This window comes from Porticoccus sp. W117 (assembly GCF_030341905.1).
Lineage (GTDB): Bacteria > Pseudomonadota > Gammaproteobacteria > Pseudomonadales > Porticoccaceae > SCSIO-12696.
Genome location: NZ_JATAAF010000001.1, coordinates 85,966 through 110,671, shown reverse-complemented (window position 1 = coordinate 110,671; position 24,706 = coordinate 85,966). Strand labels below are relative to the sequence as shown.

Here is a 24,706-nt window from a genome sequence, read left to right as displayed (position 1 = left end):
GCAATAAGAATATTTAACGCAATTTATAAGGAAATAGACTATGAAGATATCTACTTATTACCGTGCGCTTCTGGCCATTTGTTCTTTCGTTCTGTTGTCGGGCTGCGCGACAAAAATAGAGCAGCCGGCCTTGGCTATACCGGAACGATCCACCGTGCCGCTGGGCTCATACGACAACGTTTACCTCGCTGATATTTCCATGGCGGAAGAATACGCCGGGCAGTCAGCCAATGAAAAAGCCGCTAAAAGAATCGGTGAAGTTTTATTCCGCAACATGCGCCAGGTGTTTCCCAAACTGGAAAAAATATCCCATGAGGGTGCGGAAAAGATGGAGGCTAACAAAGATCACGCTCTGATCATTAAGCCACATATTCGCCAAATCAAGTTTATTGGCGGCGGCGCCCGCTTTTTTGTTGGTGCAATGGCGGGAAGCTCCGTGGTGGTTATGGAAGCGCAATTTGTTGATGTGGCTACCGGCGAATCGGTTGCCTGGCCAGAATATCAACGTATCGGTCGAGCCAATAGTGGCGCCTGGTCCATCGGTGCTACGGACAACCGGATGTTGGAAGATATCGCCAAAGACTTTTCCAGGTACGCGTCTTACAACAAATAGGCAAATCGATAGGAATTGATATGACTCACTCTGGTTTCCCTGAACGTATAAAGTGGCTGTTCTGCGGTTTGTTGACCGCTGCGCCATTTTTAGTTGTTGCCGAAGATGCAAAAAACGCCAAACCAGAATGGGAGTTGGGCATTGGTATAGGTGGGCAGGCATTGCCCGCTTATCGTGGCTCCGATGAGTATCAATTGCGTCTGGCACCCTTTCCGCTGGTTAACTACAACGGTGATTTTCTTAAAGCGGATGACGAAGGTATTCGTGGGGAATTTTTTGCGGATAACCGCTTTGAACTGAATGTCAGTGCCGAGTTGTCATTGGCTCAGGATGATGACGATGATACTTTGCGCCGCGGTATGCCAGAGTTACTACCTACGTTTGAGTTGGGGCCCGATCTGGTGGTCAACCTCAGCGGTGATACGGTGCGTGAGGGCTGGGCATTGCACCTGCCTGTACGCACAGTGGTGGCTAGCGATTTTAGTGAAATCGATTACATCGGCTGGGTGGCAAACCCTCACATCGCTTTTCGTCAGAAGGGTTATATCGGCAATTGGGATGTGGTAGCGCAAGCGGGTTTGCTGTATGGCAGCGAGCGTTACCACGATTATTTCTACGAGGTGGCTCCGGCCTTTGAAACTGCTGACCGCCAACGTTTTAATGCCAGCTCAGGCTACAGCGGTTCAGTTTTCAGAGTCGGTTTGAGACAGCGAGTGGATCGCCTTTGGATGGGAGGGTCGTTGCGCTTTGACTATCTGGGTGGCGCCACGTTCGAAGACAGTCCACTGGTCGAAAGCACATCTTCCGTGACTCTCACCTTCGGCATCGGCTGGTATTTGTCGAAGATTGGTTCAGCAGACTAGCTGCCTTTCAACCCGGAAAAATACTCCGCCAGATTCTCAATATCCTCATCGGTTAAGTTCTGCACCATAGGTTTCATCAGCGGGTCTTCCCGTTCGCCGTCGCGAAATGCTTTGATCTGTTTAACCAGATAACCCTTTTTCTGCCCCGCCAGGTTGGGCCATTGGTCGTTGGGGCTGATGCCTTGGGGGCCGTGGCAGGCGATGCAGGTAGTGGCTTTGGTTTTGCCTGCGGCGGCGTCACCGGCCAGGGCGTTGCCTGCGAGTAAGGGCAGGGCGAGAAGGGTGGCGGCAATTAGTTGTGTTTTCATCGTCTACTCCAAGTTTTCTGTCGCTATTTCAACAGCAGTAGCCAAGGTGCTTTTTGATGTGCGTCAAACAACGGCGCTTGGGTTACTATTCACTGCCTGAATTTATGACACAGCGGGGAGTTATGGCGATGGCCATTCAGTTGCACGAATCCTGGTTGCAGGTGTTGGAAGCGGATTTTCAACAGCCTTACATGGCAGCCTTAAAGGCGTTTCTGAAAACGGAAAAAGACGCTGGAAAAATTATTTACCCTAAAGGCAGCCAGTGGTTTGCTGCCTTTGACAATACGCCTTTTGATCAGGTAAAAGTGGTGATCCTCGGTCAAGACCCTTATCACGGGCCTGGACAAGCTCATGGCCTTTGTTTCTCCGTATTGCCGGGTGTACGAATTCCACCATCGCTGATAAATATCTATAAGGAAATTGAGGCGGATGTTAGTGTTCCCTTTCCTCAGCACGGTTGCTTGACGAACTGGGCTCGCCAGGGGGTGTTGTTGTTAAACGCAACCCTGACCGTCGAACAGGGCAGGGCGGGGGCTCATCAAGGCAAGGGCTGGGAGGAGTTTACCGACCGCGCTATCACCGAACTCAATCAGCAGCGCGAAGGTTTGGTATTTATGCTGTGGGGCAGCTACGCTCAGCGCAAGGGTGCCTTGATTGATGGTAACAAACACTTGGTATTGAGGGCGCCGCACCCATCGCCGTTGTCGGCGCATCGGGGCTTCTTTGGTTGTAAGCATTTCTCCAAAGCCAATGACTACTTGCAGGAACGAGGTGAACAGGCTATCGATTGGTCGGTGGGATAAATTGTCGGCCTGAAGGCCGACCTACAATTCCTTGCTTGGTGATTGCAGCGGCGGGTGTTTGGCTTTGGCCCGCAGCCAGTTCAGGCCATTAAAGATGGCTGGCATAGTGGCGATGCGCCGCTCCAGTTTGAACTTGCCTGGGTAATCCATCAGCAGTAGGCCCATGGCGATGGTGAGCAGCCCTTGGCCCGGCAGAAACAGCATCAAAAAGCCGCCTATCAACAGGATTGCCCCCAGAATATTTTTGCCAATTAATAACAGGCTGCGTACCAAAGGGCGCTGTTCTTTCCAGTCGCTGGGTTGGCGCTTTTTAGGCAGAAAGTAATCTTCCGGTATGCGCGATACCAGCCAGGGTAGGGACAGCAGGCTCACCACAAAAGTAAACAGCGAGGCCACTCCCAACCAGGTGAGCAGCTCCTGATGCTGTTGCAGATATTGCAGCAGATCTGCCATGGACTCAGGGCTCCAGAGCGTAGGGCAGTGGCAGTTGTGACACTGCCATTGGTTGCGCGTTGTCGGCGCTGGTGCCGAACGCCAACTGTTCACTGGCGGCAGCTTTTTCTGTCATTACCGCCAGCAACTCTGTCACGCCTTGATCACTACGGGCAACGTTAACCACATTGCCCTGGCTCTGGGTTTGATCCGGCAGATAGCAGTGGTCGCCAATGGCGATGTCTGTCTGTTGGGTTTGCAAGCGGTACATGCGTCGTTTTAGCTTGCCCAGATAATGCATGCGCGCCACCACTTCCTGGCCGGTGTAACAGCCTTTCTTGAAACTGATGGCGCCATTCTTGCCGTGGCTGGCCTGCATATTGAGCATTTGCGGGATAAATTCTTCGCTGGTGGCAGCACGGATGTGGCCAATGCCTGCGCGAATATTCAGCAATTCCCATAATTCTGGACCGGCGGGTGTGGCACTGTTGGATAACTGTTCCCAGATGTTTTGGCGGTGTTCCGGGGCTACCAGTAACAGCAAGTGATTGTCTTCCAGACAAATGGCTGTTCCCTGTTTGCAATGCACGGCCTGTCCAGGTGATTCAGGTGCTATCCCCAGTACGTTTTCGCACAAAGGGCGAGTTTGTTCACCTGCCAAGCCCAGCAAGCTCCAGGAGCCTGCTTCCAGAGTTGCCCGAAAAAATGGTGCGTATTTATTCAGGCTGGCGGTAGTGCTTTCCAGTTGGTCAACAGGCAGTATCAGAGTGATATGGCCCCTGTTGTTTTGCACTAAATGGAAGTTAGCGACCGCGCGCCCTTTAGGAGTGCAGTGAGCGCCGAACAGAGTGGAGTCTGACGCCAGTTTATCCAGGTCGCAGGTAAGCTGCCCCTGCAGCAGTTTGTGGCTGCCGTTTTCCAAGGCGCCATCTTGCAAGGTCAAAGTGGCCCAGTGCTGAAGAGGGAATAACAACGTGGTATTGAGCAATGCCGGATAGTCAGCCGCCTGCTCGCCAAAGCCAATCAGCTGGTCGCCATCAAATTGCGCGCCCTGCTGTTGTAAACCTTTTGGTTGCAGACCTTTTTGCTGTAGAAAGTGATGCCAAGAATCCATAAAGTCGCCAAAATCATGCAATTGTGGGGGCGTATATTACCAGCCTTACCCTATAATGCGGCTTCAAATTTTCGTTGTCAGAGTGGGTAAAACGCAGATGGATAAGAATCGCTTGTTTTGGGGCAGCCGCCGGGGCATGTTGGAACTGGATCTGATATTGCTGCCTTTTGTGGAACAGATTTACCCCACGTTGGAAACGGAAGACCAGGAGCGCTATCACCAGTTGCTGGAAGAGCAGGATCAAGACTTGTTTGCCTGGCTGATGAAGCGCAACGATCCGGAGAACGGGGAGTTGTTGAAGATTGTCCGAATTATTCGTGACACCCGCTCGCAGATTAAACGTCAGAGCTTGTGAGGCAGGAATTCCACTTAACTCCCTCTCGCAGTCTTTTGCTGTATTTATACGTGCTGCATCTGCTTGTGCTTCTGGCAAGCTGGCTGGCGCCAGTGCCTCTGTGGTTACCAATTTCACTGACGATTATTGTGCCTCTCAGTTTTTGCATTTCGCTGAAAAGCTATCGCAAAACACCGCAGATGCTGGCCAGTGGTGATTCTTGGCTACTGCAGAAGCAGGATGGTACTCAGTGTGAGTTGATGTTGTGTGCGCCTTGTTATATCAGCCGTTGGCTAACGGTCATCCCTGTCAGGGCAGAGGGGCAAAAGCGCCGTTTGGTGATTCCCTTTGATAGCTTGAGTGCCGACCAATACCGTCGCCTGGGAGTCGTGCTAAGGCTCAGCTGCTAACAATAATATCCTGCCCGGCGTAGTTGTCCGGCACCATAATGGTGTCTTTGGCCACCGGTGCCAGTTCCGGGTAGTCGAGGGTGTAGTGCAAGCCACGGCTCTCTTTGCGACGTGCTGCTGAGCGAATAATCAGCTCAGCCACCATAGTAAGGTTGCGCACTTCCAAGAGGTTCTTGCTGATCTTGTAGTTGCTGTAGTACTCGTGAATTTCCTTCTGCAATACCTGAACCCGGTGCAGGGCGCGTTCCAGGCGTTTGTCGGTACGCACAATGCCCACGTAGTCCCACATAAAACGGCGCAGCTCGTCCCAGTTGTGAGACAACACCACATCTTCATCGGAGTGGGTCACTTGCGATTCGTCCCACAGAGCGGCTTTGCTGAGTTCGGCAATTCCGGAAAATACACTCTTTATGTGCTCGGCAGCGGCGCGGGCATACACCACACATTCCAGCAGCGAATTGCTGGCCAGGCGGTTGGCGCCGTGCAGGCCGGTAAAGGCCGCTTCGCCCACAGCGTAGAGATTTTGCAAGTCCGTTCTTCCGTAGCTATCCACCATTATGCCGCCGCAGGTGTAGTGGGCAGCGGGTACCACGGGTATGGGTTCGCGAGTGATGTCGATGCCGTATTTCAGGCAGCGTTTGCGCACAGTGGGGAAGTGTTTCTCGATAAATTCAGCGGGCCTGTGGGAAATATCCAGATAGAGGCACTCGCAGCCCAGGCGTTTCATCTCGTGGTCTATAGCGCGGGCCACAATATCCCGTGGTGCCAGTTCCGCATCCGGATGAAAGCGCGGCATAAAGCGTTCGCCGTTCGGTAACAGCAGATAGGCGCCTTCGCCGCGCAGCGCTTCGGTAATCAGAAAGGTGCGCGCTTCCGGGTGGTACAGGCAGGTAGGGTGGAACTGGTTGAATTCCATATTGGCCACCCGGCAGCCGCGCCGCCAGGCCACGGCAATACCGTCGCCGCTGGCGCCATCCGGGTTGCTGGTGTACAGATAGGCCTTGCTGGCGCCGCCAGTGGCCAGTACCACCGCTTTTGCCTGCATCACTGCGCTGCTGCCAGACTTTACATCGAGCACATAGGCGCCGATACAACGCAGCTTGCGCGAGTTGGGGTCGGCGTCGGTAATCAGGTCAATCACTGCATGATGCTGGTGAATATGGATATTGGGGTGCTGGCGGGCTTTGTCTACCAAGGCGTTGGATATGGCTTTGCCCGTGGCATCGGCGCTGTGAAGAATGCGCCGGTGGCTGTGGCCACCTTCTTTGGTGAGGTGATAGCCGTTGCTGCCGGGTTCTTCACTGCGGGTAAATTCCACTTGTTGGTCGATCAGCCAATGCAGGGCAGAGGGGCCGTTTTCGGCGGTAAAACGCACGGAATCCATATGGCATAAGCCGGCACCGGCGCGGGCGGTGTCTTCTACGTGCAGGTCGACGCTGTCATTCTGGTCGAACACCCCGGCAATGCCGCCTTGAGCCCACATGGTGGAGCCACTGAGCAGCTCGCCTTTGCAGATCAGCCCTACTTGAAGGTGTTCCGCCAACTGCAGGGCGGCAGTTAAACCGGCGGCACCACTGCCTACCACCAGTACGTCAAATTGATTCCGTTTTGCCATTAAATTGAACTGCTTAGGTCGAATTTTGGCTGGCATGATAGTATAGCGCGCCATAGATATATAGCTTGTGCCACGGCACCATAAGGTAGTGGGGTTAGCAGACACGCTGTGCTTTCGTTGAAATAAGTAAGCATCCTTGTAGGCTCCTTGGCCTCTATCCCTGCTGCCAAAGGTCTGCTAACCCCACTACCTTATGGTGTAGCAAGTTGGGTGGTACCTGCTTGAAAGCTACAGAAAGTTAATATGAAGATCAGCAGTGGGCAGTATTTTGCCAGACCTTCTGCGGCATGGATGCCGCAGAGGAGCTTACAAGGATGTATTCACAGCGTGTCTGGGAAAATACTGCCCACTGCTGATCGCCACTGAGCTTGGTCAAAGTGGCCCGTTTGCCGTTGAACTTATTGAATCACCGTGAGTCCCATGACAGACTTTTTCGCCAGCTTGTAAATTGATTGATAAAAATAAGGAACATCCATGGCAGTAGAATCGGCCCAAGTGACAGACAAACAGTTGGTCAGCCGAGTCCAGAAGGGTGATAAGCGCGCCTTTGACCTGTTGGTGCTGAAATACCAGCACAAGGTGGGCGCTATCGTGAGTCGCTACATCAACGATTTCGAAGAAGTGAACGACGTATCACAGGAGGCTTTTATCAAGGCCTACCGGGCGCTGAAGAATTTCCGCGGCGACAGCCAGTTTTATACCTGGCTATATCGTATTGCCGTCAATACGGCTAAAAACCACCTGGTGGCCCGCAGCCGACGCCCCCCGGCCAGTGATGTGGATGTGGGTGATGCGGAATATTACTCTGGCAGCGACAGCCTCAAGGATATTGCCAGCCCGGAGCAAAAGCTGTTTCGTGATGAGCTAAAAGTAGTGGTGGATGAAGCCATTACCAACCTGCCGGAAGAGCTGCGCTCAGCGGTGACTTTGCGGGAGTTTGAAGGGCTCAGCTACGAAGATATTGCCAATGTGATGGATTGCCCGGTAGGTACCGTGCGTTCGCGGATTTTCCGCGCTCGGGAGGCCATTGATCAGAAGGTGAAGGCACTGATGAGTGGTGCTCTGTAGTTATTGCAAAGTTGGTGCGAAATAGCTGGTGCAAATATTTTTACAAAAAATTGCAGTCATGCTGGAACCAATTGCTACAGGGTATGTCTGATCTGCAGGAATGACGCCTTACAGGCGCTAATTAACCCATTGTGAAGTAACCGTTTTAAGATTCAACAGAGGTACAGATTTAATGAGCGACCACGACAATCGCCTGAGGGAATCACTGTCCGCATTGATGGATGACTCCGCTGACGAACTGGAGCTCCAGCGCGTACTCAAAGCCGCTGCCGACGATGACGAACTGCGTAATACCTGGGAGCGCTATCAGCTGGCTCGCAGTGCCCTGCGCAATGATGTTCCGGCACGCACCATGGATCTGTCCGCTTCTGTGGCTGCAGCCATCGATTCAGAGCCCGCCCACAAAGCCACCGGCGGAGCGATGAAAACTCTGGGCCGTGTAGCTATTGCCGCCTCAGTTACTTTGGCTATCGTGATTGGTGTACAACAGTTTAATCAACCTGGCAATCCTGCAGGCAGTGCGGAAATTGCTGCCAACAACGATGCAGTTCCTCCTGTTACCAATGAGTTCTCCCAGCCTATACCTACGGCACCGGTTGGTTATGGCGAACTGGTCGTAGAGCCACCTTCCGAGCTGGACGATACGGCCAAAAAAGAGCTGGAAGAGCGTCTTAACGAGTTGATGAATCAACACACGGACGATGCATCCCTCAATGGTGGCCAAGGGTTAATACCCCACGCCCGTTTGCCGGAAACTAAACCTGAGGAAGGTCAGAACTCAGGTAAATAAGCCCAGGTAAATAAATCCAGGCAAATAGATGCAGTTGTTTTCTTATCGATGCCCGCAGATTACCCGGTTACTTCCGGTTCTGATCTGCGGGTTTTTTACGTTTTTGTCATTGCCCGCTGTTGCGGCGGATGATTCCGCTCAAAAAGACGTTGCTGCGCAGCAAATGCTGGCGCGACTGTGGCAATCCTCCCGACAAACCAATTACCAGGGCGTGTTCACTTACCAGCAGGGTAGCCAGCTGGATTCATTCCGGGTGACCCACTGGGTTGAAGATGGCAAGGAGTTTGAATCCCTGAGCCGCCTGGATGGCAACGAGCAGGTGTTTATACGCCCCGGCAATCCACTGCATTGCAAACGGATGGGCGAAACGCTGCTGGCCCAGAGTGAGCAGATGGAAAGCCTTTATAAAGTGATCCATCAAGGTCAGGAGCGGGTAGCTGGGCGTATCGCCGATAAACTGCGTTTGCAACCCAGAGATTTTGCCCGTAACGGCTACCGTTTATGGTTAGACAGTGACACTGGCCTGGTGCTGAAAGCAGAAGTGTTCAGTCGCCACAAGGGCGGCAGCTTGCTGGAACGTTTCCAGTTTATTGACCTGTCCATTGGCTCGGATTTTTCGCCACTACCAGATAGCGAACAAAGCGGCGTTGAACGGTTACCTGTGGATTTGTTGCCCTGCGATGGTGAGCAAACGATAGATTTAGGCCGCTGGCAAATCGATCAACCGCCGAAAGGGTTTGTGTTGTCGAATGTGCGCCAGCAGGAAGGTGGTGAAAAACTGCTTTACTCTGACGGTATGGCGTCGTTTTCGGTATTTATTGAACCGGCCCAAAAAGCGACCGCAGATTGCCACGGCTTTCGGGGGGCAACGGTGCTGTGTGTCAGTTACTTGAGAGATTCGCAACAGCGCCTCTACTCGGTGTCGGTGGTGGGAGAAATTCCCATGCCGCTGGCAAAACGGTTGGTGCGTTCAGTCAGTGAAGTTGCACCTTGAATTTCAAATTCCTGCACCTATAAAACCTTGCAGAAGTTAACACTGTTTTACTTAACTACCGTGCACAGATGATTTGCGAAACCGTTACTATTGGCGCCGTTGAAAAAGACTGCATTTGGGTGGAGGCTACGCCCAAAAGTGCTTGCGGAGCCTGCGCCGCTCGCAGTGGTTGTGGGCAACGCCTGTTGGGAAAATTGATGGCCAAACCCAACCTGGTGCGAGTGCCTTTGGCTGCCGGTTTTAACCGCTCCCTGAACGTTGGGGATCAGGTGCAAGTGGGTGTGTCAGAAGCGATGTTGGTATCTGGTTCAGTCACCCTTTACCTGCTGCCGATTGTGGCCATGATGGCACTCAGCGGTGCCGCCACTGTTATCGGTTGGAGTGATTGGCTGGTGGCCGCCAGTGCCTTAACGGGTTTGTGTTTGGGGGCCTGGGGTGTACGCCGTTACGCACTGCGCCGCAGCAGAGATTACAGCCCTGTGCTGATGGCAACAGAATCTGATATTGAATAAAAACTGTTCTTTGATGGAGTAAATGTATGCTGAACAAGTTGGTAAAACTGTTTTTTATTACGCTGGTAACGGTATCTGTCAGTGCTTCTGCGGAGCTGCCGGATTTCACTCAGTTGATTGAGGAAAGTTCTCCTGCGGTGGTGAAAATTGAAGTGGAAGGCAAGGCAGCCAGCAGTTCTCAGCAAGAGCAGATGGAAGAAATGCTGCGGCGTTTCTTCGGCCAGCGCGGTGCGCCGAGGCAGCAGCAACCACGGCGTTCTTCGGGTTCTGGTTTTGTGGTGTCCGATGACGGTTATATCCTCACCAACAACCACGTGGTAGAAAACGGCGATACCATTACTGTACGTTTCAGCGACCGCGAAGAGTTTACCGCAGAGATAATCGGTACGGATCGAGAAACGGATTTGGCATTGCTGAAAATCGATGCCAAAGATTTGCCTACTCTCGAATTTGGTGACTCGGAAAATTTAAAAGTTGGTGAGTGGGTGGTAGCTATCGGCTCGCCATTTGGTTTGGACTACTCCGCCAGCGTGGGCATCGTCAGCGCTATTGGCCGCAGCTTGCCGAATGACAATTTCGTGCCTTTTATTCAGACCGATGTGGCCATAAACCCCGGCAATTCCGGCGGCCCGTTGTTTAATCTGAACGGTGACGTAGTGGGCATCAACTCGCAGATTTATACTCGCTCTGGCGGCTCCAATGGCATTTCTTTTTCCATTCCATCTCATGTGGCAACCCGTGTGATCGAGCAGTTAAAAGATAGTGGTTCGGTGGATCGCGGTTATCTGGGTGTGGGCATCGAGTCGGTCACTGCTGAATTGGCAGAGGCGTTTGGTTTGAAAAAAGCTCAAGGCGCTATTATCAACAGTGTGACCGAGGGAACCCCTGCAGAAGAGGCGGGCCTGGAAGAAGAAGACGTGATTGTTTCCATTGATGGCAAAAAAGTGATCACCGACCGGGATGTGTTCCATATCGTCAGTAATATCGCTCCTGGCAAGGAAGTGGCTGTAGTGGTTATGCGCGAGGGTAAAAGAAAATCCATTGATGTGACCGTGGGATCCCGGGCAGAGCTGGCAGGTGCCGGTGGTGCAGCGGGCAGTAATCTGGATCGCCTGGGTTTGGCGGTAACGGCCATGACGGCAGATGAGCTGGCCCAGTGGCGCATTCGTTACGGTGTCAAAGTCACCCAAGTAGGGCAGGACTCACCGGCTGCCGAGGCAGATATCAGGGCAGGTGATGTGATTGTTAAAATTGGCCGTGGTCGGGTGACCAGTGTCAGTGATTATCGCAAGCTGGCCCAGGCGATGCCCGAGGGGCGCGGTGTGGCCTTTAAGGTATATCGCAACGGTCGCCCCGGCTATATCGTAGTTACTCTGTAAACGGATATAGAAAATGTACTGTCGAAAACGCCACCTTGTGCTCAAGGTGGCGTTTTTGGTGGCGTGTAAGGCGGGTGCAGTAGATATAACAAGGCCTTTCCACTAAAATCCCCGCCTTGTTTGCCTACCCGCTATTTATCTATCCGCTATTTACCTAAACGGAAGCCTCACCCCAGTGTCAGACCTCAGCCATATTCGCAACTTCTCTATTATTGCTCATATCGATCACGGCAAATCCACCATTGCCGACCGTTTTATTCAGGTGTGCGGCGGCCTTAGTGAGCGCGAAATGGCGGCCCAGGTGCTGGATTCCATGGATATCGAGCGGGAGCGGGGCATCACCATCAAGGCCCAGAGTGTGACTCTGGATTACACCGCCCGTGACGGTAAAACCTACCAGCTCAACTTTATTGATACCCCCGGTCACGTGGATTTCACCTACGAGGTGTCTCGCTCCCTGTCCGCCTGTGAAGGGGCGCTGTTGGTGGTGGATGCGGCCCAGGGTGTTGAAGCCCAATCCGTAGCCAATTGCTACACCGCCATCAACGAAGGCCTGGAAGTGATTCCGGTACTGAACAAAATGGATCTGCCTCAAGCAGAGCCAGAGCGGGTCAGTGAGGAAATCGAAGACATTATCGGCATCGATGCAACCGATGCGGTGCGCTGCAGCGCCAAATCCGGCCTCGGCATTGAGGATGTGCTGGAAGAGCTGGTCAACAAAGTACCGCCCCCGGAAGGCAATGTGGATGCCCCATTACAGGCGTTGATTATCGATTCCTGGTTCGACAATTATTTGGGTGTTGTCTCATTGGTGCGGGTTAAGCAGGGTACCCTGCGCAAAAAAGACCGCATTATCACCAAGACCCTGGGCAAAGCTCATGTGGTGGACAGCATCGGCGTATTTACCCCCAAGCGTCACGAAACCGGTGAGCTAAAAGCCGGTGAAGTGGGCTTTGTGGTAGCGGGTATTAAAGACATTCACGGCGCTCCAGTGGGGGATACCATCACCCACCAGCAGAGCCCGGATGTGGAGGCAGTGCCTGGCTTCCAGAAGGTGAAGCCGCAAGTGTATGCGGGTATGTTCCCGGTGAGCTCCGACGATTTTGAAGACTTTCGCGAAGCCCTGGCCAAATTGACCCTCAATGACGCCTCGCTGTTCTTTGAGCCGGAGTCTTCCGACGCATTGGGGTTCGGCTTCCGCTGCGGCTTTTTGGGCATGCTCCATATGGAAATTATCCAGGAGCGCCTGGAACGGGAATACGACCTGGATTTGATTACCACGGCGCCCACAGTGGTGTACGAGGTTGTGCAAAGCGACGGCGAAGTGGTTCAGGTGTCCAGCCCGTCAGCACTGCCAGACCCCGGCCGCATTGATGAAATGCGTGAGCCCATCTGCGAGGCCAATATTCTGGTACCCAAGGATTACGTGGGCAATGTGATCTCCCTGTGCGTAGAAAAGCGCGGTGTGCAGAAAGACATGCAGTTTGTCGGTGGCCAGGTACAGATCCGCTACGACCTGCCTATGAGCGAAGTGGTAATGGACTTCTTCGACCGCCTCAAATCCGTGAGTCGCGGTTTTGCATCTCTGGATTACAGCTTTACCCACTTCCAGGCAGCGCCACTGGTGAAGATGGATGTACTCATCAATGGCGACAAGGTAGATGCCTTGGCGTTGATCGTGCACCGGGATCTGGCTCAGTCAAAGGGCAGGGTGCTCACCGAAAAAATGAAAGAGCTGATTCCCCGGCAGATGTTCGACGTGGCCATTCAGGCGGCACTGGGGGGGCATATCATCGCTCGCACCACTGTGAAGGCGTTACGCAAAAATGTCACCGCGAAATGTTATGGTGGCGACGTGTCGCGGAAGAAAAAGCTGCTTGAGAAGCAGAAAGCCGGTAAAAAACGCATGAAACAGGTAGGTAATGTGGAGATTCCACAGGATGCCTTCCTTGCTGTGTTGAAAACTGATAGTTAAACGTAACCGTCATCCTGAGCCGCGTAGCGGCGTGAGGATTTCACAGGTTGATGTTTGGATATCCTCACGTCGCTGTGCTCCTCAGGATGACGTAAACGAGACTTAAAGACGGATAAAAAGTAATGGATTTTGATTTTTCCCTAGTGCTGGTAATTGCCTTTCTTATCACCGGTATATGCTGGGTGCTTCACAAGCTGAATGTTGAAATCGCCGGTAAAACGGTAGAGTTTTTCGGCTCGCTGTTTTCCGTTGTAGCACTGGTGTTGGTGTTGCGCTCTTTCTTGTTTGAGCCTTTCCAGATTCCCTCCGGCTCCATGATTCCCACTCTAAAAGTGGGGGATTTTATCCTGGTAAACAAATACGCCTACGGTTTGCGCCTGCCAGTGAGTGGCACTAAAGTGGTGGATATCGGCGAACCGAAGCGCGGCGATGTGATGGTGTTTATTCCACCTCATAAAAAGCAGCACTATATTAAGAGGGTGGTAGGGCTCCCTGGAGATATTGTGGAAATGCGCCGTGGAGTCTTATTTGTTAATGGCCAAGAGATGAAACAATCCGCATACGCTGATATTAAAGCGGACAATGACACTTGCACCCAGATGGGTTTGAAAGACTGTATTATTCAGTTAGAAAACCTTGATGGGGTTGAACACGTTATTCAAAGGGTAAAGAATCCAACTAATCGTGCAAGTTTTTCATTTGTGGCAAAAGTCCCCAATGGACGCTATTTTATGGTCGGGGACAACAGAGATAACAGCAACGACAGTCGCAGCTGGGAAGTAAAGACCGTGCCCGAAGAAAATATCGTCGGCAAAGCGGTTGCGGTGTGGATGCACTGGGATAAATTTTTAAGCTGGCCGGATTTTACTCAAGCCCGCTCCATACAATAATAAAGCCCTGAAGATAACTGGGAAGGAGTCGAAAATGAAAAGTGTTAAATCACAACGTGGCATGTCCAGTTTAGGACTGCTACTGATTATCGGTATCGCCGCATTTTTCTTACTCTGCGCTTTTCGGGTAGGGCCACTGTATCTGGATGACTCTTTCGTAGGCAGCTCATTGGATAAGCTCAGGGATGATGACCTTGAAAATATGTCCAACAGTGAAATTCGCAGCCAGATCAGCCGTTACTTTACTGTGGATGGGGTGCGCGATATTTCCACCAAACAAATCAAGATCGACCGCAAAAGAGATACGGTGATTCTCACTCTGGATTACGAAAAGCGCGTCGAATTTCTCGGCAATCTGGATGTGGCGGTTCGCTTCAGTCACAAAATAGACAGCAGCGAAGGCAAGAAGAAGTAGTCGCTTAACCCCTTTATGGACATTGCCCGCCAACGCTTGCTCAATCGCCTCGGTCATTCCTTTACCGACCAGTCCCTTCTCGATCTGGCTCTGACCCATCGCAGCCACGGCAGCCACAATAACGAACGTCTGGAATTTCTCGGCGATTCGGTGCTGGGGGTGGTGATCAGCGACTACCTGTATCGCGCATTCCCGTTGGCGAGAGAAGGGGATATGAGCCGGGTGCGTTCCTCTCTGGTAAAAGGTACATCGCTGGCTCAGGTGGCAAAAGAGCTGGAATTGGGTGAGCATCTTCGCCTGGGTGGTGGTGAGCGCAAAAGCGGTGGCCATCGTCGCGACTCGATTCTCGCCGACGCCGTAGAAGCGATTATCGGCGCAATTTACCTGGACGCGGGCCTGGAAACCGCGAGAACCTGTATCGAGCAATGGTTGCAACCGCGCCTGCAGCAATTGCTCGACAATGGCGATCTTGAGAACAGCGCCAAAGACGCCAAGACCCGCCTGCAGGAATTTTTACAGGCCCGTGGTAAAGCACTGCCTGACTATGACGTGGAAAGCGTCAGTGGAGAGGCGCACAATCAACAGTTCACCGTGAGTTGCCGGGTGGGCATGTTACCGGAGCCGGTAACCGCCACTGGTTCCAATCGTCGCAAAGCCGAACAGCGTGCCGCCGAATTGGCTTTGAAAAAACTACAGTCCTGAAACATTATGTCTGAAACGAATACTCCCCAAAAATGTGGCTTTGTGGCCATTGTTGGCCGCCCCAATGTGGGCAAATCCACACTGCTCAATCACCTGATGGGGCAGAAGCTCAGCATCACCTCACGCAAGCCGCAAACCACTCGTCACAACCTGTTGGGCATTAAAACCGAAGGTGGAAGCCAACTGATTTTTGTGGATACCCCCGGTATGCACACCAATCAGGATAAAGCCATCAACCGCTACATGAATCGCGCTGCCAGCAGCGCTGTGCGCGATGTGGATGTGGTGGTTGTGGTATTGGATCGCACCACCTGGACGGAAGCGGATCAGGCGGTAATCGACCAGCTTCACAATGTGCGTTCGCCGATTATTCTGGCGCTGAATAAAGTGGATCGGGTAGACGACAAAAAAGCCATGTTGCCGTGGTTGCAGGAACTTGAAAAAAATCTGCAACCAGCGGCTATTGTGCCTGTCTCTGCGTTGCACGGTCACAACTTGGATGTGCTGGAAAAGGAAATCAACAAGCACATTCCCGAGGGCGATTATTATTTCCCCGAAGACCAGATTACCGACCGCACCGAACGTTTTCTGGCGGCGGAGCTGGTGCGGGAAAAAATCACCCGGCAACTGGGCGCAGAACTGCCTTATCAGGTGGCGGTGGAGGTTGAAGAATTTCGCCGTGAAACCAGTAATAAAGGAAAAAACAAAGGCAAACCGGTTATTCACATCAGCGCACTGATTCTGGTGGAGCGGGATGGCCAGAAAAAAATTATCATCGGTGACAAGGGCGACCGCATTAAAAAAATTGGCCAGCAATCGCGCACTGATATGGAAACCCTGTTCGATGAAAAAGTTATGCTCAATCTCTGGGTGAAAGTGCGCAGCGGTTGGTCTGACGACGAGCGCGCGTTGCATAGTCTTGGTTTTCGGGATGAGTAGCCTACAGGCTGGAAACTGGCCGTGGCCTTCGAGAGGCTGGATGCCGGAGGTCTGAAGTCGGACGCGGCAGCCTGCGGCTGCAAAACCCCTAAACCGGCCCGTTGGGCGTAGCCCAACTGCGTCAGACGTCTGACTTCCGACATCTGGCCTGTTGCTGCGAAGTGCCAAAGCCCGCTACTCGAAACTGTTAGCTGTTTAAAGATACCCAATGAGAATCGAAGCCGAACCCGCCTATGTGTTACACACCCGGCCTTACCGGGAGACCAGCCAACTGGTGGAGTTGTTCACCTTTAATCACGGGCGGGTTCGCGCTGTTGCCAAGGGAAGCCAGCGCCGCAAGGGCGGCACACCACTGTCTCCCTTTGTGCAGCTGAATGTTGCATGGGGCGGTCGCAGCGATTTGAAAAGTCTTTATTCCACTGAAACTGAAGGCTTGCCGACCACTCTCAAAGGCGAACAGCTGTTTACTGGCTTTTACCTGAATGAATTGCTGTTGCGCACCCTGCCGGAGCAGGACGCTCACAGCAACGTGTTTTATCACTACAGCCGCTTGCTGCCCCAATTGGCCAGTGGTTTCGACGTACAACCGCAGCTGCGCCAATTTGAAATGGCACTGTTACACTCTCTGGGTTACGAGCTGGTACTAACAACTACGGCAGACAGTGGCGAGCCCGTTGTGCCACAACAACACTATTTTTATGACCCACAATTGGGTCTGCAAAGTGATTTTGATAACCGTGTTGCCAACCCAAAACAGCTATTTGAAGGGCAGCACTTATTGGCCATATCACAGTCTGAATACAGCCAACCGGAAATAGTAAAGAGCGCCAAGCGATTGTTGCGGCTGGCACTGGCGCCCCACTTGGGCGGTAAGCCGTTGCAGAGTCGGGAACTCTTTCGCCAGTCACTACAGGAAGTTAATCAATAAATGGTTCAAATACGCGACAACCACCCACTGAATTACGCTGGTGAGATCGATCCCGGCTACTGGGTGGATTTGCTGGCAGAGAACGCGCGCCTTGAAAATGACGAGCGTGCAGAATTGCTTCGTGCCTGCGAATTTGTCCAGCAGGTGGAACTGCAAAACAGCGACGACAGCAAGGCACTGGCTCCCGGCATCAGCACACTTCCTGCGGGCTTGGAGATGGCGGTTATACTGGCGGATTTACACCTTGACTGCGCAGGCCTGAGCGCCGCGATTCTGTATCGCGCAGTGCGGGAAGACAAAGTGCCCCTGCAAGTGGTGGAAAAATACTTTGGTGCCACGGTGGCGAAGCTCATTGGCAGCGTTTTGCAGATGGCGGTTGTCAGTACCCTGCGCAACGATTCCGGTGACCGGGTATTTGGCCACGAGCGCGGTCAGCAAGCGGCCAAAGTGCGCGAAATGCTCGTATCGGTTATCGATGATGTGCGTGTGGCGCTGATTAAAATTTCCGAGCGCGCCTGCGCGATTCGCGCTGCCAAAAATGCCCCTGAAGAAAAACGTGTGCGGGTAGCGCGGGAAATCTTTGATGTGTATGCGCCCCTGGCTCATCGCCTGGGTATTGGCCACCTCAAGTGGGAACTGGAGGATATGGCATTTCGCTACCTCAACCCGGAGGAATACAAGCATATTGCCCGCTTGCTGGATGAACGTCGCATCGACCGCCAGGAATTTATCGAAGATGTACTGAATACGCTTAACCGGGAACTGGCGGAAGCGGGCATTGAGGGGGAAATTAACGGCCGCGCCAAGCACATATACAGCATTTGGCGAAAAATGCAGCGCAAGCAAATCAGCTTTTCCCAGGTTTATGACATTCGTGCGGTGCGGGTGTTGGTGTACAGCCAGGCTGAGTGCTATGGCGTGCTCGGTATCGTCCACTCCCTGTGGCGCAATGTGCCTCACGAGTTTGATGATTACATAGCCTCGCCAAAAGAAAACGGCTACCGCTCACTGCACACAGCAGTGATCGGGCCTCACAGCAAGGTGCTGGAAATACAGATTCGTACTCACGAGATGCACGAGGAGGCGGAGCTGGGGGTATGCGCTCACTGGCGCTACAAAGGCAGCGATAAAAAATCTTCCGCGGACAGCTACGAGGAAAAAGTGTCCTGGCTGCGCCAGGTGCTGGAATGGCACGAAGAAATTGAAGGTGGCCAGGAAGTGCAGGATTTGCTGCAGTCAGCGAGCCAGCCAGACCGTATTTACGTATTTACCCCCGACGGCCATGTCATCGACTTGCCGCTGGGCTCTACGCCCCTGGATTTTGCCTACCGTATCCACACCCAGGTTGGCCACAGCTGTCGCGGTGCCAAGGTCAATGGCCGTATGTTGCCGTTGAATACTCCCCTGAAAACCTCGGATCAGGTCACCATTATTACCGGCTCCCAAGAGGCCCCCAGCCGCGACTGGCTGTTGCCGTCACTGGGCTATCTGCACACCGCCAGCGCCCGCGGTAAGGTGCAGCAGTGGTTTCGCCATCAGGATCGTGACAAAAACATTCAGGCCGGGCGCGCCATTGTCAGCCGCGAATTAAAACAGCTTGGTATTGGCAACCCGGATTTCGAACCGCTGGCAAAGCGCTTTAACAAGCAGGGCGAGGAGGGCATCTACGCTGCCATTGGCGCCGGTGATATTGGTCTGGTGCAATTTCTCAATGCCGTGCAGGCGCAGCTGGGCAGTGATCGGGAATCTGAATTTCTGCCCATTAAGCGTGCTGAGGGCACCAGCCGCTACCAGCAATCCGATGTGTATATTCACGGTGTTGGCAACCTGATGTCCCATATGGCCCAGTGCTGTAATCCGGTACCTGGCGAAGCCATCAGTGGTTACATTACACAGGGGCGCGGTGTCAGTGTTCATCGCGCCGACTGCGGCAATCTGTTGCGTCTGCAAATAGAGGAACCGGAGCGAGTTATTCAGGTGCAGTGGGGCGGAGCGCCCCAGCAGGTTTACCCTGTAAATATCCGCGCCACCGCCTACGAGCGCTCCGGATTGATGCGTGATATTTCCGCGGTGCTGGATCGCCTTGGGGTGCAGATTGTCGATCTGTCAGCTCATCGTAAAACCGATGGCGGCGACTTGGTGTTCAACGTCAATATGCGTTTGGAAGTCACCGGTCTGGAACAACTCAGTGAAGTCATGGGCAAGTTGCGACAACTGGCAAACTTGATTGATATAGAAAGGGTGCACGAATCATGAGTGTTGCTTCCAGAAACTCCCCCGGTTACAGCATCGACGACATGCTCTATTTAATGGCGCGCTTGCGCGACCCTGAGGATGGTTGCCCCTGGGATTGCCAACAGAGCTACAAAACCATTGTTCCCTATACTCTGGAAGAAGCCTACGAAGTAGCGGACACCATTGAGCGAGGTGATTACGACCACCTGCGGGAAGAATTGGGTGATCTGTTGTTTCAGGTGGTTTTTTACAGCCAGCTGGGTAGGGAAGAAGGCCGCTTTGATTTCCACCAGGTGGTTTCGACGTTGGTGGAAAAACTGGTGTCTCGCCATCCCCACGTATTTCCCGATGGCACATTGTCCAGTCGTCGCGGGCAGGGGGACGAAGCGGATGAGTCGGCCATTAAGCAAACATGGGAAGACTTGAAGAAAGAGGAACGTGGCGCCAAGGGAAAGAGCAGTGTGTTGGATGATATCCCCCTGGGTCTGCCAGCAGTCACTCGCGCGCAGAAAATTCAGAAGCGCGCTTCAGGTGTCGGTTTTGACTGGCCAGATACAGCCGGCGTTGTGGCAAAAATCAATGAAGAAGCTGCGGAGTTACAATCCGCTGTTACCTCTGGAAGGGATGTGGATATCAAAGCGGAGTTTGGCGACCTGCTGTTCAGCTGTATTAATCTGGGGCGGCACTTAGGTGTGGAATGCGAATCCGCTTTGCGGGCCACAACGGCTAAATTCGAACAACGCTTTCACAGTATTGAGGAGGCAGCCACAAGTCAGGGTAAAGCGGTGGAAGAACTCAGCCTTGAGGAAATGGACAGATTGTGGGAAGAGGCGAAGACGCCCTGAAAATCGGCTACAGCCAGTGTCATTCCGAGGAGCCTAAGACCATTGTCTCGGTTGTGGTAGCGAACCATTGGGAGTAATATCGTCGCTTTTTTGCGGTCGGTGGCTTTTTGCCATGGCTTCCGGGCGGCAACAGTTTCAATTAATAGAGGTATAACTATGCGCATTATCCTGCTTGGCCCGCCGGGCGCTGGCAAGGGCACCCAGGCTAAATTTATTACCGAGCAGTACGGTATTCCGCAAATATCCACCGGTGATATGCTGCGCGCCGCCATTAAGGCGGGCACCGAACTGGGATTGCAAGTAAAGGATGTTATGGCCTCTGGTGGCCTGGTTTCTGACGACCTGATTATTGCCTTGGTGAAAGAGCGTGTATCTCAGCCGGATTGCACCAACGGTTTCCTGTTCGATGGCTTCCCGCGCACCATTCCCCAAGCTGAAGCCTTGGCGGATTCCGGTATTCCCATTGACCATGTGGTGGAAATTGCCGTGGCCGATGAAGAAATTGTCTCACGCCTCAGCGGTCGCCGAGTTCACGAAGCCTCCGGGCGTGTTTACCACATTGTTCATAATCCGCCTTCCCAGGAAGGGCTGGATAATGAAACTGGCGAGCCACTGGTTCAGCGTGAGGATGACAGGGAAGAAACCGTGCGCAATCGCCTTTCGGTTTACCACGAGCAGACCAAACCGCTGGTGGACTTTTATCAAAACCTGAAGTCAGACCAGCCGCAGAATGCTCCTGCTTACGCAAAAATCGATGGCGTCGGCAGCTTGCCAGATGTTCAGGAACGAGTGCTCAGTGCGTTGCAATAAATTGCACAGATACTTTGAAAAGGCTCCTGCGGGAGCCTTTTTTGTGCCTGGCTAAAATGATGTATTTCAAGCGAAGAAAAACTGAAAACAGAAAAAACAATCAAAATGGGCAAGCTTTTTTTAAAAAATCGTAAAAAAAGCCAGTTTTTTGTGCGCTAGAGCCGCTTTTTAGTGGAAATAAAAAAAATATTCCTTAAACTTTATCCAAACCCGAGCGGTGGTGACCAACTTTCTGTCAATCCGTTTGCTGTAGGGTTGTTTTTTTGCTGACAAATTCTATAAGTCTTGAGGAGAAAACAAATGGCAGCTGCCGCTAAAAAACCTTCCCCAAAAAAGCCGGCCGCTAAAAAGCCGGCCGCCAAGAAAGCCACTCGTAAGCCACCTGTTAAGAAAGCACCTGCGAAAAAAGCTGCTGCTAAAAAAGCGCCAGCAAAAACTGTATCTCCGGATGCCGCTGCTGCAAAAGCGTTGGCAGCTGCTCAGAAAGAACTCAAAGCACAAAGCACCAGCCTCACCCGTGCTCGCGCCAAAGTAAAAACCCTGCGTGCCCAAGTGGCTCAGAAATCTACCAAAGCTCGTGAAGCTGCTCTGGTTAAGGCCCGCGCGGATGTAAAAGCCGGTGCTGCCGCTGCTGCCGCTTTGCGTGACAAAGTCAATCAAGCAAAAGTAGACGCAAAAGTTGCCAAAGCCAAAGCCGCTGTTGCTGCGGCTGAGAAGAAAGCCGCTGCCAAAGTTGCCGCAACTGAGAAGCGCTTGGCTGCCAAGAGCAAGGCCGACCTGAAAGCTGCGGTGGAAAAATTTGCTGCTCGCTGGGAGAAAACTCGCAGCGCTGCTGATGCGAAAAAAGTAAAAGCGGCTCAGAAGAAGGCCACTGCTTCCGTTAAAGCGGCAGAGAAAAAGGCCGAGCAAACCGCCAAATCCATTGCCAAGCAGGCAGCGGCCAAGGCTAAAAAAGCGGCGGCTCCAAAGAAAGCCCCTGCCAAACGTGGTCGTCCTGCCAAGGCCAAGCCCGCTGCTGCTAAAGCCCCGGCCAAGCGTGGTCGCCCCGCTAAAGCCAAACCTGCTGCTGCCAAGGCTCCGGCCAAGCGCGGTCGCCCAGCCAAAGCCGCTGCCGTTAAAAAGGCGCCAGCGAAAAAGGCTCCCGCTAAAAAAGCAATAGCCAAAAAAGCACCTGCGAAGAAGGCTCCAGCCAAGCGCGGTCGCCCGGCAAAGAAAAAGTAAATAGCGCCTAAAGACTGATTGGCGTTCTTTTCAGAGCGCCAAACCGTTAGAATCCCCCGGTACCCTGTATCGGGGGATTTTGTATTGGGGGATTTTTTTGTCTGTTTTACTGGCTATAGATACGGCGACTCAGGCCTGTTCAGCCGCCCTGATGGTTGATGGTGAAACGCGCCAGGAAATAACCCTGGAGCCGCGCTCGCACACCCGTTTGCTGCTGCCGATGGTAGACAAGCTGCTGGCCGATGCCGATTTGTCCCCTTCGCAGTTGGACGCCATTGCTTATACCGCAGGACCGGGATCTTTTACCGGCCTGAGGATCGGCTTCGGTGTGGTTCAGGGGCTGGCGTTTGCCTGTGATTTGCCGGTAATTGCGGTGTCATCCCTGCACACACTGGCTGTGGGTGCCCAGCGCCAGTTACCTGTGTCAGAGGGCATGGTGGTGATTCCGGCATTTGATGCCCGCATGTCAGAAGTGTACTGGGGCGCATACCAGACAACGGCGGCTCAGCCGAAAACCATTGCCGAAGACTGCCTGACCTCACCGGAAGAAGTGGCTATGAACATAGCCAATATTTTCCCGGCTGAGAACCTGGTCGGAGTGGGAGAGGGCTGGCATCTGGCGCAGCAGTTTCCCCTGCAACCTGGCGCCATTCATGAGTCACTGTACCCCGAAGCTATTGATGCCCTTAGCCTGGCTGCGGCCAATATGGATGCCGCTGTTGCTGTGGAACAGGCGCAATTGTTTTATCTCAGGGATACCGTTTCCTGGAAAAAGCGCGAGCGTTTAAGGCCTGCTAAGGTTTAACCATTTAAGGAAAGCACAGTGGACCTATTTCAAGTAATCATCCTGGCTATTGTTCAGGGGTTGTCAGAATTTTTACCCATCTCCAGTTCGGCGCATTTGATTTTGCCTTCGAAAATCCTGGGCTGGCCGGATCAGGGATTGGCCTTTGATGTGGCAGTTCACGTGGGCTCTCTGGCTGCGGTGGTGATTTACTTCCGCCGGGATTTGCAGGAGCTCATTGCTGCGTTCTTTGCCAGCTTAGTACATCGCCAACACAGCCAGCAGAGTCATCTTTGCTGGTACATTGTTCTGGGTACCATTCCCGCTGGTCTTTGCGGGCTGCTGTTGGGGGATTTGATTGAAAATCATCTGCGCACTGTGCTGGTGATTGCCGCTACAACCATAGTATTTGGTGTGCTGCTGGGCCTGGCAGATCGCAAGGCCAGCGAGAACCGCGATATCAGCCAACTGAATTGGCGTTCTGTGTTGTTTATCGGCGCTGCCCAGGCACTGGCGCTGATACCGGGCACATCGCGATCAGGTATTACCATGACAGCGGCTCTGGCCTTGGGGTTTAACCGGGTGACCGCAGCGCGCTTCTCCTTTTTGCTGTCTATACCGGTCATTTTGCTGAGTGGCGGTCTGAAGACTTTGGAGCTGATAGGGCAGACCAACACCCCTTGGCTGGAAATTGGCATTGGCGCGCTATTGTCGGGAATTACCGCCTATATCTGCATCGCCTTATTCCTGCGCTGGATTGAAAAAGTCGGCATGATGCCTTTTGTTTGGTACCGACTGGCGTTAGGCGTCGTGTTGCTATATATCGCACTGGGGTAAAAATAGATTATGCGCGTTGCATTTTTGGGTTTGGGGGTTATGGGTTACCCCATGGCAGGGCACCTCAAACAGGCTGGGTTGGATGTGGTGGTGTACAACCGCACTGCATCAAAAGCTGAGCAGTGGGTAGGGCAGTATGGCGGCCGCAGCGCAGCTACCCCTGCAGAAGCAGCAGACGGGGCTGAGTTGGTTTTCGCCTGTGTGGGTAATGACGCCGATGTGCGTCAGGTTACCGTGGGTGCCGAAGGCGCTTTCCACGCAATGGCTTCTGGCTCTTTGTTTATTGACCACACCACGGCCTCGGCACAGTTGGCCAGAGAGCTTGCGGACGAAGCACAACAGCGGCAGATCGGTTTTATGGATGCACCGGTTTCTGGTGGTCAGGCAGGTGCGGAAAATGGCGTACTGACCATTATGTGTGGCGGTGAAGATCAACACTTTCAAAGAGCCCGTCCGGTTTTAGAGCACTACGCCCGTGCAACGCAACTGTTGGGCCCGGTGGGCAGTGGTCAACTGGCGAAAATGGTTAATCAGATATGCATCGCCGGCGTGGTTCAGGGCTTGTCAGAAGCGGTGCTTTTTGCAGAGCAGGCCGGACTGGATGGCAAGCAACTGTTTCCGTTGTTGGCACAGGGCGCCGCAGGCTCCTGGCAGATGGAAAACCGCCACAGCACCATGATCGACGGCGAATACGATTTTGGCTTTGCGGTAGACTGGATGCGCAAGGACTTGGGCATTGTTCTGGACGAAGCTCGTGCCAGTGGCGTAAACCTGCCTTTGACCGCACTGGTGGACCAGTTCTACAGCGAAGTACAACAGATGGGCGGCAATCGCTGGGATACATCCAGCCTGCTTGCCCGTTTACAAAAATTCCGTAGGGTGGATTAGCG

General features: G+C 53.1%; 27 protein-coding genes. 23 read left to right on the top strand and 4 right to left on the bottom strand.

Going from position 1 to position 24,706, the window contains the following annotated elements; translation table 11 throughout:
- The first annotated feature begins 40 nt into the window (after window positions 1–40).
- Entirely contained in the window at window positions 41–613 is a 573-nt protein-coding gene (locus QSV34_RS00590; RefSeq protein WP_289151070.1) for a hypothetical protein, read from the top strand.
- Between the two features lie 20 nt (window positions 614–633).
- A complete protein-coding gene (locus QSV34_RS00585; protein WP_289151069.1) occupies window positions 634–1,476 on the top strand; it encodes a MipA/OmpV family protein in 843 nt (280 codons plus the stop codon).
- On the opposite strand, the gene QSV34_RS00580 is transcribed toward QSV34_RS00585, so the two are convergent.
- Window positions 1,473–1,784 (bottom strand): c-type cytochrome, encoded by a 312-nt coding sequence (locus QSV34_RS00580; RefSeq protein ID WP_289151068.1) that lies wholly within the window; start codon window positions 1,782–1,784, stop codon window positions 1,473–1,475. The genes QSV34_RS00585 and QSV34_RS00580 overlap by 4 nt on opposite strands.
- A gap of 122 nt (window positions 1,785–1,906) precedes the next feature.
- On the opposite strand from QSV34_RS00580, the gene ung reads away from it, so the two are divergent.
- Window positions 1,907–2,587, top strand: coding sequence for a uracil-DNA glycosylase (gene ung / locus QSV34_RS00575; RefSeq protein WP_289151454.1), 681 nt, complete (start codon window positions 1,907–1,909; stop codon window positions 2,585–2,587).
- A 21-nt stretch (window positions 2,588–2,608) separates the two neighbouring features.
- On the opposite strand, the gene QSV34_RS00570 is transcribed toward ung, so the two are convergent.
- Window positions 2,609–3,040 (bottom strand): PGPGW domain-containing protein, encoded by a 432-nt coding sequence (locus QSV34_RS00570; RefSeq protein ID WP_289151066.1) that lies wholly within the window; start codon window positions 3,038–3,040, stop codon window positions 2,609–2,611.
- A gap of 4 nt (window positions 3,041–3,044) precedes the next feature.
- Complete coding sequence (gene ygfZ, locus QSV34_RS00565) at window positions 3,045–4,133, bottom strand: CAF17-like 4Fe-4S cluster assembly/insertion protein YgfZ (RefSeq protein ID WP_289151064.1); 1,089 nt, start codon at window positions 4,131–4,133, stop codon at window positions 3,045–3,047.
- Window positions 4,134–4,230: 97 nt separating this feature from the next.
- On the opposite strand from ygfZ, the gene QSV34_RS00560 reads away from it, so the two are divergent.
- Window positions 4,231–4,488, top strand: coding sequence for an FAD assembly factor SdhE (locus QSV34_RS00560; protein ID WP_289151063.1), 258 nt, complete (start codon window positions 4,231–4,233; stop codon window positions 4,486–4,488).
- Window positions 4,485–4,877, top strand: coding sequence for a protein YgfX (locus QSV34_RS00555; RefSeq protein WP_353738333.1), 393 nt, complete (start codon window positions 4,485–4,487; stop codon window positions 4,875–4,877). The genes QSV34_RS00560 and QSV34_RS00555 overlap by 4 nt, the downstream gene beginning before the upstream one ends.
- On the opposite strand, the gene nadB is transcribed toward QSV34_RS00555, so the two are convergent.
- On the bottom strand, window positions 4,867–6,492 hold the full coding sequence (nadB, locus tag QSV34_RS00550; protein WP_289151061.1) for an L-aspartate oxidase: 1,626 nt from the start codon (window positions 6,490–6,492) through the stop codon (window positions 4,867–4,869). The two genes, QSV34_RS00555 and nadB, sit on opposite strands and share 11 nt — an antisense overlap.
- Before the next feature lie 474 nt (window positions 6,493–6,966).
- Here nadB and rpoE point away from each other — a divergent pair, with 474 nt between their 5' ends.
- From rpoE to QSV34_RS00460, 18 genes are all read left to right on the top strand, one after another.
- Window positions 6,967–7,560, top strand: a complete 594-nt coding sequence (gene rpoE, locus QSV34_RS00545) for an RNA polymerase sigma factor RpoE (protein WP_289151060.1) — start codon at window positions 6,967–6,969, stop codon at window positions 7,558–7,560.
- Window positions 7,561–7,732: 172 nt separating this feature from the next.
- Window positions 7,733–8,350: a sigma-E factor negative regulatory protein gene (locus QSV34_RS00540; protein WP_289151059.1), complete on the top strand. Its 618-nt coding sequence runs from the start codon at window positions 7,733–7,735 to the stop codon at window positions 8,348–8,350.
- A gap of 28 nt (window positions 8,351–8,378) precedes the next feature.
- On the top strand, window positions 8,379–9,344 hold the full coding sequence (locus tag QSV34_RS00535; protein ID WP_289151057.1) for a MucB/RseB C-terminal domain-containing protein: 966 nt from the start codon (window positions 8,379–8,381) through the stop codon (window positions 9,342–9,344).
- Between the two features lie 68 nt (window positions 9,345–9,412).
- A complete protein-coding gene (locus QSV34_RS00530; RefSeq protein WP_289151055.1) occupies window positions 9,413–9,856 on the top strand; it encodes a SoxR reducing system RseC family protein in 444 nt (147 codons plus the stop codon).
- A gap of 26 nt (window positions 9,857–9,882) precedes the next feature.
- A complete protein-coding gene (locus QSV34_RS00525; RefSeq protein WP_289151053.1) occupies window positions 9,883–11,235 on the top strand; it encodes a Do family serine endopeptidase in 1,353 nt (450 codons plus the stop codon).
- Window positions 11,236–11,410: 175 nt separating this feature from the next.
- Window positions 11,411–13,210 (top strand): translation elongation factor 4, encoded by a 1,800-nt coding sequence (gene lepA, locus QSV34_RS00520; RefSeq protein WP_289151051.1) that lies wholly within the window; start codon window positions 11,411–11,413, stop codon window positions 13,208–13,210.
- A gap of 122 nt (window positions 13,211–13,332) precedes the next feature.
- Window positions 13,333–14,100, top strand: coding sequence for a signal peptidase I (lepB, locus tag QSV34_RS00515; RefSeq protein ID WP_289151049.1), 768 nt, complete (start codon window positions 13,333–13,335; stop codon window positions 14,098–14,100).
- Between the two features lie 34 nt (window positions 14,101–14,134).
- Window positions 14,135–14,515 (top strand): DUF4845 domain-containing protein, encoded by a 381-nt coding sequence (locus QSV34_RS00510; protein WP_289151047.1) that lies wholly within the window; start codon window positions 14,135–14,137, stop codon window positions 14,513–14,515.
- A gap of 15 nt (window positions 14,516–14,530) precedes the next feature.
- Window positions 14,531–15,217 (top strand): ribonuclease III, encoded by a 687-nt coding sequence (rnc, locus tag QSV34_RS00505; RefSeq protein WP_289151046.1) that lies wholly within the window; start codon window positions 14,531–14,533, stop codon window positions 15,215–15,217.
- A gap of 6 nt (window positions 15,218–15,223) precedes the next feature.
- Window positions 15,224–16,156: a GTPase Era gene (gene era / locus QSV34_RS00500; protein ID WP_289151045.1), complete on the top strand. Its 933-nt coding sequence runs from the start codon at window positions 15,224–15,226 to the stop codon at window positions 16,154–16,156.
- A gap of 208 nt (window positions 16,157–16,364) precedes the next feature.
- Entirely contained in the window at window positions 16,365–17,084 is a 720-nt protein-coding gene (gene recO / locus QSV34_RS00495) for a DNA repair protein RecO (protein ID WP_289151042.1), read from the top strand.
- Window positions 17,085–19,340: a GTP diphosphokinase gene (gene relA / locus QSV34_RS00490; RefSeq protein WP_289151040.1), complete on the top strand. Its 2,256-nt coding sequence runs from the start codon at window positions 17,085–17,087 to the stop codon at window positions 19,338–19,340.
- Window positions 19,337–20,164, top strand: a complete 828-nt coding sequence (gene mazG, locus QSV34_RS00485; RefSeq protein ID WP_289151038.1) for a nucleoside triphosphate pyrophosphohydrolase — start codon at window positions 19,337–19,339, stop codon at window positions 20,162–20,164. The genes relA and mazG overlap by 4 nt, the downstream gene beginning before the upstream one ends.
- Before the next feature lie 156 nt (window positions 20,165–20,320).
- On the top strand, window positions 20,321–20,974 hold the full coding sequence (gene adk / locus QSV34_RS00480; RefSeq protein ID WP_289151036.1) for an adenylate kinase: 654 nt from the start codon (window positions 20,321–20,323) through the stop codon (window positions 20,972–20,974).
- Window positions 20,975–21,274: 300 nt separating this feature from the next.
- Window positions 21,275–22,195, top strand: a complete 921-nt coding sequence (locus QSV34_RS00475) for a hypothetical protein (protein WP_289151035.1) — start codon at window positions 21,275–21,277, stop codon at window positions 22,193–22,195.
- A 97-nt stretch (window positions 22,196–22,292) separates the two neighbouring features.
- Complete coding sequence (gene tsaB, locus QSV34_RS00470; protein WP_289151033.1) at window positions 22,293–23,000, top strand: tRNA (adenosine(37)-N6)-threonylcarbamoyltransferase complex dimerization subunit type 1 TsaB; 708 nt, start codon at window positions 22,293–22,295, stop codon at window positions 22,998–23,000.
- Window positions 23,001–23,018: 18 nt separating this feature from the next.
- Window positions 23,019–23,816 (top strand): undecaprenyl-diphosphate phosphatase, encoded by a 798-nt coding sequence (locus QSV34_RS00465; protein WP_289151031.1) that lies wholly within the window; start codon window positions 23,019–23,021, stop codon window positions 23,814–23,816.
- Between the two features lie 9 nt (window positions 23,817–23,825).
- Window positions 23,826–24,704, top strand: coding sequence for an NAD(P)-dependent oxidoreductase (locus QSV34_RS00460; RefSeq protein WP_289151030.1), 879 nt, complete (start codon window positions 23,826–23,828; stop codon window positions 24,702–24,704).
- Window positions 24,705–24,706: the final 2 nt, after the last annotated feature.